A 14,438-nucleotide genomic window follows, 5' to 3' on the forward strand; every position below is an offset into this window, starting at 1 on the left:
GACTGGTTAATTTTTACCTGGATGGAAAATATCAGCTGGAAAACGGAAGGCTATACCTTATGAGAAGGAAGGTGCCTTCACTTTTGGAAAATCTCGATCTCCACCCGCCTGTTCAGGGCTCTGTTTTCCTGGGTAAGGTTATCTGTTTTCGGAGATGATTCACCTAGTCCATTGGCCGAAATGCGATGATCGGCTATCCCTTTTTCCTCCAGGTATACCTTCACAGCAGTGGCCCTTCTTTGTGAGAGAGCGAGGTTATCGGCATCGGTCCCCACATCGTCGGTGTGCCCCACAATCCGGACGCCCACTTGTGGGTGCGCTGCCATAAAAGCAGCCAGGGAATCGAGTAGCGGAAAGGCTACCGGCTGGATGGTATGTTCTCCGTAAGCAAAATTCACATCGTCTAGCGTGAGGGTGCTGCCAATGGCTATGGGCGCCGCATTCCCCGACGCCAACGGAGGGGCCACATCCGGTACAGCATCTGTATCCCGGGCTGCCTCGTCTTTTGGCACGACACTGAAATTGTCGTAGCAGTAATAGGTGCCTTTGGTCTTGCTGCTTTTAGGTTCTTCGTCGCTATCCACGGTATCCGGATTCATGACACTCAGCGCAGCAGCATTTGCCCCCAGAAAATTACCGATCAGCAGGTAGCGTTCACCACCAGTGGCTTTGTAGGTGCCGCTAACTTTTTCCCAGGATGTGCGGGAAAACAAAGGGGTTCCGGTGGCATTTTTGAGGGTGGTATAGGAAATAGTAGCCGCTGTCAGGGGATGCTCTTTGAGGCCGTAAACCTGTTTTATAGCTGCCAGGGGTCTGCTTCTAAAGTGTACCGTCACTTCACTGATGGGCGGCTCGATGGCAGAGGCCCGGATGGTATAGAGCGAGACCACATACTCCTGATTTTTCCGGAGCGGTTTCGATAATTCCACCTGCGTCAGCTCACTCGCCTCAAAACTGAACCACTGGCACAGGCAAACCTCCCCGAATTGGATGGTAGAAACCTGCCGGGAGGGCGTGTTCGATTGAAAGGCGTTGAAGTAAGGCGGGAACTGCACGACTTTTCCTTCCACAGCGGCAACATCGGGCGTACCGCTCTCTCCCTTGAATCCGATAACCCCACCTTTCAGCTGTTCCAGGCTGGGATTCCGCACCAGATTCTGCGCCATACCCTGAGTCAGGTACAAGCTGAAAAGAAGGTATAGCAGCAGCGCTTTCATCTCTGTTTTTACGGGGACCAATGGCAGAGGGTGTGGTGGAGAGTCGGACAATTATAAATATGAAAACGTCCGCCCGGCCTACCCCTTTTCAGGCCGGTTTTCGCTTGAAACAACTGGTTTTCTTCCCTTTATTCGTTCTAGTATCTGGTCGGTCCAATCAGCGTCAGGTAGCAGTTCGATCGCCGGATCAATGCCCCGCTCTTCATATTTGAGGAATGCTCTTTTATTTTTAGTATCCGTGATATAGAGAACGAATTGCCCGCTTGGCAATTTTTCTCGTTTACCATAGTTGCTGCCGTAACTCAACATCCCTTTAGTGGTTTGCCCTGCAGTCGTGGTGTTCTTCAATTTTTGAAGCTTCAAGGTAAAAATCTCGGCCTGACTGAGCGTACCATTATTAAGGAGCACATACAAGTTACCCTTTCTGGAGTATTCCCTCAGTAGCTTGTAGTACTTTAACATTTCTTTCGGGGCGCCACCTTCGTTGTTTCGCAGGTCCAGGATCAGGTTGTCTGCAGTGAGGGAATCTTTGATGGATTCATAAAAGGCCTGTGATTGCTGCCGGGTAGCACTGTTCACCTGAAAACTCCGGATCAACAGATACTGCACATCGTCGGCTACACTTTTCAACTCAAACCTAGAAGTGCCGGGTATATTTATGTAGTCAGTCTGATGCTGATGTTTGGTGTATTGATTCAGGGCACCAAAAGCGTAAAACTGAGAATTTAAGAGCGTCTGGTTTCGAAGTTTTTCGTTGTTCTGAAGTATAAAATATTTGTAGGCCGGATGACCGTATACCGCTTTAAAAGTACCTAGCCCTGTCTGGTAAAGGCGAACGGCAATCTGCCCCTTCTGCCATACCTTTACATCCGAGTCCAGCACCACCCCCAGATATTCTTTGTCGCTCCTCCGGAAAAGACCCACACGGTAAGACTTCCCAAAGTGATAGATCCCTTCAACGGAGTCTGTCGGCTTCTGAAGCAACACGCTTTTTAATGAGTCCACGTTAAGTTCGACCCTGGGATAATGCTGAAACTCTTCTGAAGCTACATAGTTGTTGGTACTGACGGAGTCCTTGAAGTGATGGAATTGAGGGGTCTGGTACAAACTCAGATGATTGTCCCGGATTGGAGACAGAAGCTTCGACAGCCTGCAAAACTGCTCGTAGCTGCTCAGGTCAGCTGACGTGTCTGCCGCTAGTTGTCCATACAGCTCATTATAGGCAGAAAGCTTGCTGCCTCTGATCTGCGTTCTATAAGAAGGCGTCTTCTCCAGGAAAGTCCTCAATGCTTCCAAGTCGGCCAGGTACACATCTACCTGCGCATTTGCAACAGGGGCAGACAATAAGAGAGCTAATATCAGAAGTATCCTCATGATCTTTAAATCAAGTGTTTTGATAACAACACTACAACATGTTCAGGTATAGCAGACTAACTTTTGAATACATTTCCTACAAACAGCTACAACCGAAATTGTCAATGTCGCTGTACCACAGGTATAGCCACTTTCCATCATCTCCTTGTGCTACCAGTGCCCGAAGCGGTGTGTGCAGCTCCTGGTTATCCGGGAAGGCGTCCGCATACATAAAGTAAAGGTTTTCGGTACCTGTCAGCTTGGCAACAGTTTTAGCTTGATCGTGGCTGCTGGGGCAGTCGGCACACTCGGGCAATAAGTTAGACTTGTACCAGCTGTCGAAAGCCGGATTGTTTTCGTAGGTCAGGTCGAGTGGCAGGCGGCTGGCAAAAAGTAATTCGTCGCCTTCCTGCAACGATTGCGCATCGAAGGTATAATGGAAATAGTCCGAACACTCACTTTGGTAGAATCCCAACTCCTTTATCCTAGATTTGCGGGTTGTTTTGGTGGTGTACAGGTATACCTGGGGTTTGCCGGCAGGATAAACAGATTCAAGTAACTCAGGGTAATGCACCAGGCGGGTTCCATTATTATTTGCCCAGTCAGGACCGACCCATTTCTGCAGCAGCGCAGCTTCTGCAGAAAGATCTGTAAACTCCTCAGGTTTGTCCATATCCGGAATGCGCTGACCGATAATGCCCAATGGCTGGTCTGGAATCCTGAAAACCGGGAAAAGTGCCTGTTCAATGGTCAGACGAGGCTGCTTGGGTGTGCTTGTAGTAAAATCCTGCTTTAGTTGCGTTAGAAACCGGCGGTTGTTCTCAGTAAGTTTGCTTTTCCTGTCTGCCAAAACCTTGTCCAGGTACGCTATCCGCACCGAGTCGTGCACATGCAGACCGGCGTAGTAGGCTTCACACTTTTGCCGCAAGGTATCTATTTCCTCTTCCGTAAGCTGCACGGAAGTTTCAATAGGTTTTTCAGCGGCAACATCGGGATCTTTCACCTGTTGTTCACCGCAAGCCAGCAGCAGCACCGCAGCCAGGTATAGCAAATAGTTTGTCTTCATCTTTTATGGAAATAGTTTTATGTAGCATGGAAGGTTGCCTGAGACTTACCCACACCTAAAACTACTAAAAATCAGCAGAATACTATCTTTAATTGCTCACCTGACTAAATCCCAATTCAAAACCGCACAAACTGTTCATTTCCGGACAGGCATATGGCATAAAAAGTTTACGATATTTATCGTAAACCACAGTAAATCAATTATTTAAATAACTGGCATTCAAATTGGGTATACCCTCACGAGCAATACACAATACAAGACGATGGACCGTGAATTATCAGCCAGCACCAGACACGCCCGGAAGCAGAAACGCTTCTGGCAACTAGGTATAGCCGCTGCCCTGGTGGCAGTCGCTATATTCGGTTTCAGAAGCCTGATCACTCCGAGCATCGCACAAACTGAGATCAGAACTGCGGTGGTGGAAGCAGGGCCGGTGGAAGCCACCATCACGGCCTCGGGTACGGTGGTGCCGGAGCACGAGCAGGTTATTACCAGTCCGATTCAGGCGCGCATTGAGCAGGTAGTGCACACCACAGGCGAGCAGGTGCAGCCCGGCGACCAGATCCTGTTACTCGACAGGGCTTATACCCAACTGGCTTACGACAAACTGAAGGACGAGCAGGAACAGAGTCGCCACAAAAGCGTGCAACTCAATCTCAACCTCGAAAAGAAACTGAACGCCCTGGCCTCGCAGCTGGAAATCAAGCTCATGCATGTGAAGAGCCTGCAGGCCCAGCTCGAAGACGAGCTATACCTACTCAAGATCGGGGGTGGCACGCAGGAGAGTGTGAAGCAGGCTGAACTCAACCTGAAGATCGCGCAGCAGGAACTGGCCCAGATAGAGCGCGACATCGTAACGGAGCGCCAACTATTGAAAGCCGACGAGCAGGAATTGCGCTATACCCTGGCCATGCAGAGCCGCTCGATTGAGGAGCTGCAGCGCAAAATGAAACAGGCCGAAGTGCGGGCCACGCAGCCCGGCGTCATCACCTGGGTGAAAAACGAGATCGGCAGCAATGTGAACGCCGGCGACATCATTGCCCGCCTCGCTGACCTGAGCAGCTACCGCGTGCAGGCCACCATTTCGGATGCCTTCGCCAGCCAGATCAGCGTCGGGAGCAGCGTGCTGGTGCGCATCAACGAGACTAACCTCCACGGTAGCGTGGCCTCCATCAAACCGACCGTCGAAAATGGTATTGTGACCTTTTTTGTGGCCTTAGAAGAGAAAGCACACGTGCTGCTGCGCCCCAGCCTGCGCGTAGATGTGTATGTGCAAACTGCCGCCAAGCCGAACACGCTGCGTGTGAAAAACGGCCCCTACTTCAAAACAGCTACCAAGCCCCAGGTATACGTGCTGCGCGACGGTGAGCTGATCCGAAGAGATGCCCAAATTGGCGTGAGCAACATCGACTACGTGGAACTGGAAAGCGGCGTGCAAGCCGGTGAGCAAGTTGTGATCTCTGACCTGGCTGACTACCAGCACCTGGACAAAGTGAAAGTGAAGTGAGTTTGGAAGTTGAGGAGTTTGGGAGTTAGAAAGTTAGAAAGTCAAATGGTCCTTTGTCAAAAAAGAAGTCGTGCTACCTGATACGTGTGTCGTGATACCGAAATAGAACCATGAAAAAGCTATACCTGATCTTATTGCTGTTTGTGACGCTGCTGCCCTGTCTGCCAGGTATAGCACAGCCTGCCACGCGTACCTTACGTCTGCAGGAGGTGATTGCCCTAGCGCAGGAGCAGTCAGCAACAGCACGGCAGGCCGAAACCAGCCGCGAGAACAGCTACTGGCAGTGGCGCAGCTTTAAATCGGACTACAAACCGCAGCTCAGTCTGACCGGCACCCTTCCTGACTTTAGCCGCACCATCATGCCGGTTACGCAACCCGACGGCACCACCGATTTCAAACCGGTTTCGATCAATAACTCGGAGTTGGGGCTGAGCCTGAACCAGGTGGTGAGTCCAACAGGCGGGCGGGTGTTCGTAACCTCGCTGATGCAGCGCTTCGACGATTTTGACCGCGACCAGACCCGCTACAACGGAAACCCCGCCATTGTAGGGATTGAACAGCCGCTGTTTGCCTACAACGAGCTGTCCTGGGCCAAAAAGATAGAGCCCCTCCGCTACCAGGAATCGCAAAAGGTATACCTGGAGGAGCGCGAAAAGATAGCCGTGAATGCTACCAGACTATACTTCGACCTGCTGCTGGCGCAGACCAATCAGCGCATCGCGAGCCAAAACCAGTCAAGCAACGACACCCTGTACCAGATCGCGCAGGAGAAGTACAAGCTTGGTCGCCTTTCCAAAAACGACCTACTACAGTTACGCCTGGCTGTGCTGAACGCCGAACTGGCCATGGCGCAGGCCGCCCTCGATCAACAGACCGCCGCCCTTGCCCTTAAAACCTACATCGGCATGAAAGAAACAGACGAGTTAGAGTTGCTGGCGCCGGAAGGTATACCTGCGACAACCGTGCTGGCAGAAGTAGCGTTGGCCGAAGCCCGCAAAAACAGGAAAGAGAGCATCAACTTCAGCAGAAGACTTCTGGAGGCCGAAGCGCAGATGGCCAAAGCACAGGGCGACAATGGTTTGAACGCCAGCCTGTTTGCCACTTTCGGCCTTACCAACCGCGGCGCCTCCTTCACCGACATCTATACCAGTCCCGAAAACCAGCAGCGCGCCCGCATCGGGTTCAGCATGCCTATCCTGGACTGGGGTCGGCAGCGCTCCATCTATAAAGTAGCCGAGCTGAACAAACAGCTGGTGCAGTACACCGTCGACCAGGAAGAGGCCAATTTTGAGCAGGCCGTGCTCACGCAGGTAAACCAATACAATACCCTGAAAGCCCGCATCGCCACCACCGCCGAAGCCGACGCCATCGCCCAGGAACGCTACGAGATCGCCCGCAACACTTTCCTAATCGGCCGCATCAGCATCACCGACCTCAACATCGCCCTGGCCGAAAAAGACCAGGCCCGCCGCGCCCATATTGCCTCGCTGAGTGAGTTCTGGACGGCACATTACATGCTGCGGCAGTTGACGCTATTTGACTTTGAACAGGGGAAAATAATTGAGTGAATGAGTGATTTTTGAAATTTGGAGATTTGGAGATTCTAAGATTTGAAAATGTGATAGGTATAGCTGTAGGTGCAGGTCGCGACCTTCCGAATCGTGTACTGATAATCATGCAGCGGAATCCTCTCCGGTGGTAGGGGTGCTCTTTAAAAGGAAGGTTAGTGAAAGATTAATCATTCATCCAACAATTTAACCATCAACAATTTAACCATTTAAATACAACAATTTAGGAATTCAACCATCAAGACATAAAACTATGATCACGTTAAAGAACATCGAAAAAGTCTACCAGACCAAGACCATTGAGACGGTAGCGCTGCACAACGTCAACCTGCACATACCCAAAGGGGAGTTTGTGTCGGTGATGGGGCCATCGGGTTGCGGCAAGTCCACGCTGCTCAACATCATGGGCCTGCTCGACGAACCGACCAATGGCATCGTGGAGATAGACGGCAAGCCCATCAGCAGGTATAGAGACAATGAACTGGCGCACATCCGCAACCAGAAAATCGGCTTCGTGTTCCAGAGCTACCACCTGATCAACGACCTGAGCGTGCTCGACAACGTGGAGTTGCCGCTCCTTTACCGCAGTGGCACCTCCGCCGCCGAAACCCGACACATGGCCCTCACCGCGTTGGAGAAAGTGGGTCTGAGCGCCCGCACCAAGCACTACCCGACGCAGCTTTCGGGCGGCCAGCGCCAACGGGTGGCCATTGCGCGCGCGCTGATCGGTCAGCCCGAGATCATCCTGGCCGACGAACCCACCGGTAACCTCGACTCGGTGATGGGCGAAGAGATCATGAACATCCTGCTCAACCTCAACCGCCAGGACGGCACCACCATCGTGATGGTGACGCACGACGAGAACATGGCCCAGAAGACCGAGCGCCTCATCCGTTTCTTTGACGGACAGCAGGTATCTGACGCAAAAACCAACGCCTACGACTTTCAACAGGTATAGCCATGCTAAAGAATTACCTTAAAATAGCCTGGAAGGTGCTCTTGCGGCGCAAGTTCTTTACCTTCATCAGCCTTTTCGGCATCAGCTTTACCTTGATGGTGCTCATGGTGGCCACCGCCCTGTACGACCATGCCTTCGGTCCGCAGATGCCCGAGAAAGACCTCGACCGCATCCTGTTTGTGAACATGATGCAGGAACGCAAAGACGGCGACTACCAGATGAGCGGTCCGCCCAGCTATACCTTCCTCGACCGAAGAGTACGCACGCTCACCACACCGGAGATGGTCTCCGTCAACTCCGTGTTCCAAACCGTGAACAGCTACATCGACAACCGGAAACTGGCCCTCGACATCAAGTTTACCGACAGTGAGTTCTGGCAGATACTGGATTTCGAATTTGTGGAAGGCGGCCCTTTCGGAGCACAGGAAGTGCGCAATGCTCAGCGCGTGGCCGTAATCAACGAGGCAACACGCCAGAACTACTTTGGCAATACCACGGCAGTCGGCAAAACCATTGTGGCAGACCAGGTGAGCTACACGGTGGTGGGTGTGGTGAAAGATGTGCCCGTATTGCGACTCCACTCCTATGCCGATATGTGGGTACCGATCAGTTTGCGCACCGAAGACTACAGCTCCACGAGTCTGCGCGGCGATTATTTTGCCACCATCAAAGCTCATAAAGCGTCGGACATCGACAACATCAAGAATGAATTCGCGGTGATGCTGCAGGATGTGGAGCGTCAGCACCCGGAAAAAGGCACCAAACTTTACTCTTACCCCGACTCGATTGTGGAAGGTTTTGCCCGAACTTTTTTAGGCAATGACGATGACACAGGTATGGCCAAGCTCTATGCGATCTTGGCTGCTGCGGTGCTGCTGTTCATGCTGCTGCCCGCCATCAACCTGGCTAACATCAACATCAGCCGCATCATGGAGCGCTCCTCTGAAATTGGCGTCCGCAAAGCTTTTGGGGCTACTTCTTCCACCATCATCGGCCAGTTTATCATCGAGAACATCTTCCTGACGCTGCTAGGCGGTCTGCTCGGGTTTGTGCTGTCGGCGGGGGTACTGTGGCTGATCAACGACAGCGGGGTGATCGTGTATGCCGACCTGGGGCTGAACCTGCGGGTTTTCGCGCTCGGTTTGTTTTTCTGTTTGATTTTTGGACTTGTCTCGGGGGTATACCCGGCTTATAAAATGTCGAGGCTACACGCGGTGGCCGCACTGAAAGGAGGTAATCAATGATACGCCATCTGTTTAAACTGATCTGGAACAGGAAGAAAAGCAACTTCCTGCTCATCTCGGAGATTTTCTTCTGCTTCCTGGTGCTCTTCGCCGTGCTGAGCCTGGTCGTGTACAACGTGCGCAACTATAGCAAGCCCCTCGGCTTTGAGTACGACAACGTGTGGTTGCTGACCTCCCGCGCCGACATCGACTCCACTGAGTTAAGAATAGCTGTAGAACAGCAACTGGCTCAAAAGATCCGGTCGTATGGCGAGGTAGAAGGTACGGCCCTGGTCAGCAGCAACTCCCCTTTCGCTTTCAGCCAGATGAAGGTATGGGCCCAGGTAGAGGGCGGTCCGCGCATACTGGTTGAGAACATCGACGTGGAGGATACCTTTGCCGAAGTGCTGCAGCTGAACGTGAGTGCTGGCCGCTGGTTTACAAAACAGGATGATGCCGCACGCTATGAATCCGTCGTGATCAACCGCGTGCTGCAGCAGGAACTGTTCGGAGCCGAAAGCGCGGTCGGAAAGTTGATTACCCGAAACGACAGCAGCCAGGTGCAGATCATCGGCGTGGTGGACCACTACCGGGGCAGCAGCGAATATTCTGAAGAATCGCCGGTGCTGTTTACGCGCATCAATCAGCAGAAAGTGGCTGTTTTCTGGGGCGAGATGCTGATCCGGGTGAAGCCGGGCACAGGTATAGCCTTTGAAGAACGCATGGTAAAAGACCTGAGCGGCATCGCCAAAAACTGGACGCTGGAGCTGACGACTGTCGAAAAAATGCGACAGACGAAAGAAAAGCTTTCCTTAGTACCCATGATTGCGATGGCCGTGGTGTGTGGTTTCCTTATTTTCAACGTGGCGCTGGGGCTTTTTGGGGTGCTGTGGTATAACATCAGTCGCCGAAATGGCGAGATCGGCCTGCGCAGGGCCTTGGGTGCGTCTGCCAACCAGGTATACCGGCAGTTCATAGGCGAGGTGCTCGTGCTGGCGACATTTGGCCTGGTGCTGGGCGTGGCCTTTGCGGTTCAGTTTCCGCTGCTGCAGGTGTTTGAGGTCGAATCGATAGTTTACTTCATCGCATTAGGTATAGCCGTAGGGCTTATTTACCTGCTGGCTATTGGCTGCGCCTTCTACCCGAGCCGACAGGCCGCTGCCATTCATCCGGCCCTGGCTTTGCATGAAGAATAATAGCAAATAAGTCACAAAAAACTTAATTTAGAGCAGAAATTAAGCACACCGCGCATGATCCTGATAATAGACGATGATGTGGCCGTTCGCGCCTCGCTGAGCATCCTGCTCAAACAGCACGGCTTCAAGACAAAAGAAGCGGCCTCCCCGAAAGAGGCGCTGGAAGTAGCGCAGCAGCACCCACCGCAACTCGTCATAATGGACATGAACTTCTCCATCGAAACCACCGGCCACGACGGGCTGCAGCTGCTGGAGGCATTCAAGCAGCGTATGCCGGAGCTGCCCGTCATCCTGATTACCGGTTGGGGCTCCATCAGCCTGGCTGTGGAAGGGATGCGGCTGGGGGCGGCCGACTTTATTACCAAGCCCTGGAGCAACGACTACCTGGTGCAGGCGGTACGCACAGCGCTCAGCTTGTCGCAGCAGGCTCCGGCCAAGGACGAAGCCCTCACCCGTAAAAAGCTGGACCAGCAGTATGATTTCGGCTACATTGTGGGCCAGGACCCGCAACTGCTCAAAATCCTGAAGCGGATCGGGCAGATTGCGCCAACCGATGCCTCGGTGCTGATCGAGGGTGAAAGCGGCACGGGCAAGGAACTGATTGCGGAGGCCGTGCACCGTAACAGCCTTCGCAAATCCCAGCCATTCGTGAAGGTGAATTTGGGCGGTATTTCGGCTAGTCTGTTCGAAAGCGAGATGTTCGGCCACAAGCGCGGCGCCTTTACCGACGCCAAAGCCGACCGGGTGGGCCGCTTCGAAATGGCCAACAAGGGCACCATCTTCCTCGACGAGATCGGCGAGCTGGATCTAAACAGCCAGGTAAAACTGCTGCGCGTGCTGCAGGACCGCACCTACGAAGTGCTTGGCGACAGCCGCTCCCGCAAGCTCGACATCCGGGTGGTGTGCGCCACCAACCGCAACCTGGAGCAGATGGTGGAGGAAGGCAAATTCCGCGAGGACCTGTTCTACCGCATCAACCTGATCAAGGTGCGTATACCTTCGCTGCGAGAGCGACCGGACGATATCCCTTTGCTGGTGCAGTTTTTTGTGGAGAACATGAAGAAGACCTACCACCGGCCGGAGTTGGCGCTGAGTCCCAAAGCCCTGCAGTGGCTGAAGGAGCTGCCTTTTCCGGGCAACATCCGCGAGCTGAAGAACCTGGTGGAGCGCACCGTGCTGGTGGCCGAAGACGAGGTGCTACGCGCGGAGGATTTCCAGGCGCAGGCGCAGCAGGGGCCCGTAAAGGCTGGCGACAAAGCCTTGCCTGCCGTGGGCACCATGACGCTCGACGAAATGGAGGCCTCCATGATTCGCAAGTCCATGGCCTATTACCACAACAACATCAGCAAAGTGGCCCGTGCGCTTGGCCTGAGCCGTGCCGCCCTCTACCGCCGCCTCGAAAAGTTTGGCATCCCGTATGAAGCTCAGGACTAAGTTCATCTTCTTCGCAGTTGTCCTGCACGTCCTCTTAGCCATCATGGCCTATTTCCTGCTGCAGGAAAACAAGTGGCTGTTTATCGGGATGGAGCTGCTGGTGCTATTCTCCGTGGTGCTGACCGTCAACCTCTACAATGCCTTTTTCAAACCGCTCAACCTGATCCGGGCAGGTATAGAGTCCATCCGCGACAAGGACTTTTCGACGAAGTTTGTGCAGGTGGGGCAACCCGAGCTCGACGAGTTGGTGGACGTGTACAACCGCATGATCGAGCAGCTGCGGCAGGAGCGCGTGGCTCAGGCCGAGAAACATTTCCTGCTCGAAAAGATCATCCAGGCCTCCCCCGCCGGTATCATCCTCCTCGACTTCGATGGCCGTATCGAAAGCATCAACCCCGCCGCCGAGCGCTTCCTATACCTATCCGGTCAGTCGTGGCAGGGCAGCGAGCTGGCTACGCTTCCCAATACCTGGGCGCGGGAGCTCACACAGGTACAGGCCGGTCAACCCTATACCTTCCGCCTCAACGGCATCCGCACCTTCCGGGCACATCGGGCACATTTTATCGACCGGGGCTTCCAACGGGCTTTTATTATGATCGAGGAGCTCACCGAGGCCATCATCAAAAACGAGCGCCAGGCTTATGAAAAAGTAATCCGGATGATGTCGCATGAAGTGAACAACTCGACCGGCGCCATCAACTCCATCCTGGACTCGGTGCAGTTCTATACCCCGCAGATCGACGAGGAACACCGCGAGGACTTTACCTATGCCCTGCAGGTGGCCATCGACCGGAACGCGAACCTAAGCCGGTTCATGGCCAACTTTGCGGATGTAGTGCGCCTCCCCGCCCCTTCCAAAAAACCCGTGCAGGTACAGGCGCTGCTCAAACGGCTCGAGCGCCTGATGCTGCCCCAGCTGGAGCAGCGGCAGATTAAACTCAGCCTGAAACTGCCTGACGCGCCACTGTGCATCCCGATGGATGAGCAGCAGATAGAACAGGCCCTGCTTAACATCCTGAAAAACGCCATGGAAGCTGTGAAATCGGACGGTAATATTTGGGTGGAGTTGCAGGAGCGGCCGCTCTGTCTCACCATTTCCGACGACGGCGAAGGTATACCGGAGCATGTTCGGCCGAAGCTCTTCACCCCCTTCTTCAGCACGAAAGAAACCGGCCAGGGCATCGGCCTGACCATGATCCGGGAGATTTTGCTCAGCCACGGCTTCCGGTTCTCGCTCGAATCTGAGGAAAACGGGCTGACCTCATTCAGAATTCATCTTACAACAGAAAATTCCAAATAGCACAAATTCGTCAAAAAGCGACCGAACCCCTCTTTTCTATTGAATCATTCTCATAATCTACTAAATTTTATTTTGAATGTAACTTCATTCGCCAAATTTCGTAGCCAGACGCATACAACCTATGTTACAATCCGCTATATTGGTTCTATAGTTTGTTTATTTACTCACAAAGATGGAATACAATATAGTAGTAGCCCCTAATCTAGAGACATTGGCAACAGAGGTTGCCGTATTATTTCCGCAAGGCTGGAAGCTGAAAGGTGGAATTATTGAACACGCTGGCGGATACTCACAGCAGCTGACCCGCAAGGCATCTGATAAACTAAAACAGAGACAGAACCAGCTCCCGGCACCCCGCGCCAAGCATCGCCGTACCAAATGGATTGAATAACCCGCATACCGGATACTTTTTATATAAGTAGGTGAGCCACCTTCTTCGTGCCGAGCGCATGGGGAAGGTGGCTCTGTTTTATGCCAGCCCCAGGTATAACAGCAGTCGTCACATTTTTCTGCCCTCCTCTCCGTGACGAACCCATATCAAAACAAATAATATTATTATTCCAATAAAACCTTTATATCAAATGGCTGATGCTGTGCAATTGTCATGTCGTAAAGCGTTCTTTAACCGAAGTACATAAAAAATACAAATCACTGTTGATCAGAAACTTATTTTAAAACAAGCCTATCTTATACATTAAATTCACATAATATTTTTGAAAATGAGCATCTTTTTGTGGCTCCCATAGTATATATGGCTGATACAATTTTTTGGGTAACACAATCCGACACAAAACAAACAGACAAGTATCATCCATCACAACACCCTTAAGCAAAACCCATGAGAAGAGTCGTATACCTCCTGCTCCTAATGATAAGCGCAACATCGTGCCTCAGCAAAAAAGAGCTTGTATACATGCAAAATGACAATTTGAAAGAGACCGTGGCCACGCCGATGCAAACAAATTACAAGCCATACCTGCTGCAGCCTGCCGACGTGCTCTCTATTAAAGTACAAAGCCTGGAACCAGAAATATCCAATATCTACAACATTGTACCCCCTTCCAGCGCCTTCGGCTTCGCCGACCCGGGCACCATGTTCCTGAGCGGCTACTCCGTGGACGATGAAGGCAACGTGAATCTCCCCAACGTGGGAAAAGTGAAAGTATCGGGCCTCACCCTGCAGCAGTCGCAGGAGTTGATTCAGCGAAACGTGGACCGCTACATCACCAACGCCACCGTGGTGGTGAAACTCATCAACTTCAGAGTGAGCGTGTTGGGCGAGGTAAACCGTCCGGGCCAGTACTTTGTCTACAACGAGCGCGCCACCCTCTTCGACGCGCTGGGCATGGCAGGCGACCTGACGCGCGGTGCTGCACGTGAGAATGTGAAACTAGTGCGCCAGACGCCCGGCGGATCAGAAGTAGTCCTGCTTGACCTCAAAGACCCGAACATCGTACAATCAAAATACTACTTCATGCAGCCTAACGACGTGCTGTATGTAGAACCTTCTGTCGCGCAGGTGAAACGCGACAACCTGGTGGGACTCAATGTGATCACCATTGCCCTGGGAGTTATCTCCACAGCGGCTGTTATCCTGAATTACTTTAAATAGTACC

The 14,438-nt window shown here is 52.6% G+C and carries 12 protein-coding genes; 9 read left to right on the forward strand and 3 right to left on the reverse strand.

Annotated features, from left to right (window positions below; all coding sequences use genetic code 11):
* Positions 1–77: 77 nt before the first annotated feature.
* From B0B12_RS07240 to B0B12_RS07250, 3 genes are all read right to left on the reverse strand, one after another.
* A complete protein-coding gene (locus tag B0B12_RS07240; RefSeq protein WP_076667006.1) occupies positions 78–1,217 on the reverse strand; it encodes an OmpA family protein in 1,140 nt (379 codons plus the stop codon).
* A gap of 78 nt (positions 1,218–1,295) precedes the next feature.
* On the reverse strand, positions 1,296–2,591 hold the full coding sequence (locus B0B12_RS07245; RefSeq protein WP_076667008.1) for a S41 family peptidase: 1,296 nt from the start codon (positions 2,589–2,591) through the stop codon (positions 1,296–1,298).
* A 76-nt stretch (positions 2,592–2,667) separates the two neighbouring features.
* On the reverse strand, positions 2,668–3,636 hold the full coding sequence (locus B0B12_RS07250) for a hypothetical protein (protein ID WP_076667010.1): 969 nt from the start codon (positions 3,634–3,636) through the stop codon (positions 2,668–2,670).
* A gap of 262 nt (positions 3,637–3,898) precedes the next feature.
* Between B0B12_RS07250 and B0B12_RS07255 the strand changes: the two genes are divergently transcribed.
* The 9 genes from B0B12_RS07255 (at position 3,899) to B0B12_RS07295 (ending at position 14,434) form a co-directional block, all read left to right on the forward strand.
* On the forward strand, positions 3,899–5,143 hold the full coding sequence (locus tag B0B12_RS07255) for an efflux RND transporter periplasmic adaptor subunit (protein WP_076667011.1): 1,245 nt from the start codon (positions 3,899–3,901) through the stop codon (positions 5,141–5,143).
* Positions 5,144–5,253: 110 nt separating this feature from the next.
* Positions 5,254–6,711 (forward strand): TolC family protein, encoded by a 1,458-nt coding sequence (locus B0B12_RS07260; protein WP_076667013.1) that lies wholly within the window; start codon positions 5,254–5,256, stop codon positions 6,709–6,711.
* Between the two features lie 253 nt (positions 6,712–6,964).
* Positions 6,965–7,669 (forward strand): ABC transporter ATP-binding protein, encoded by a 705-nt coding sequence (locus tag B0B12_RS07265; RefSeq protein WP_076667015.1) that lies wholly within the window; start codon positions 6,965–6,967, stop codon positions 7,667–7,669.
* Between the two features lie 2 nt (positions 7,670–7,671).
* A complete protein-coding gene (locus B0B12_RS07270; protein ID WP_076667016.1) occupies positions 7,672–8,913 on the forward strand; it encodes an ABC transporter permease in 1,242 nt (413 codons plus the stop codon).
* Entirely contained in the window at positions 8,910–10,088 is a 1,179-nt protein-coding gene (locus tag B0B12_RS07275; RefSeq protein ID WP_076667018.1) for an ABC transporter permease, read from the forward strand. Before B0B12_RS07270 ends, B0B12_RS07275 begins: the two co-directional genes overlap by 4 nt.
* Before the next feature lie 54 nt (positions 10,089–10,142).
* Positions 10,143–11,522 (forward strand): sigma-54-dependent transcriptional regulator, encoded by a 1,380-nt coding sequence (locus tag B0B12_RS07280; RefSeq protein ID WP_076667020.1) that lies wholly within the window; start codon positions 10,143–10,145, stop codon positions 11,520–11,522.
* On the forward strand, positions 11,506–12,822 hold the full coding sequence (locus B0B12_RS07285) for a sensor histidine kinase (protein ID WP_076667021.1): 1,317 nt from the start codon (positions 11,506–11,508) through the stop codon (positions 12,820–12,822). The genes B0B12_RS07280 and B0B12_RS07285 overlap by 17 nt, the downstream gene beginning before the upstream one ends.
* Before the next feature lie 172 nt (positions 12,823–12,994).
* On the forward strand, positions 12,995–13,213 hold the full coding sequence (locus B0B12_RS07290; RefSeq protein WP_076667023.1) for a hypothetical protein: 219 nt from the start codon (positions 12,995–12,997) through the stop codon (positions 13,211–13,213).
* 522 nt (positions 13,214–13,735) lie between these two features.
* Positions 13,736–14,434, forward strand: coding sequence for a polysaccharide biosynthesis/export family protein (locus B0B12_RS07295; RefSeq protein WP_244554619.1), 699 nt, complete (start codon positions 13,736–13,738; stop codon positions 14,432–14,434).
* Positions 14,435–14,438 lie beyond the last annotated feature (4 nt).

The sequence above is a fragment of the Pontibacter indicus genome (assembly GCF_900156345.1).
Taxonomy (GTDB): Bacteria; Bacteroidota; Bacteroidia; order Cytophagales; family Hymenobacteraceae; genus Pontibacter; species Pontibacter indicus.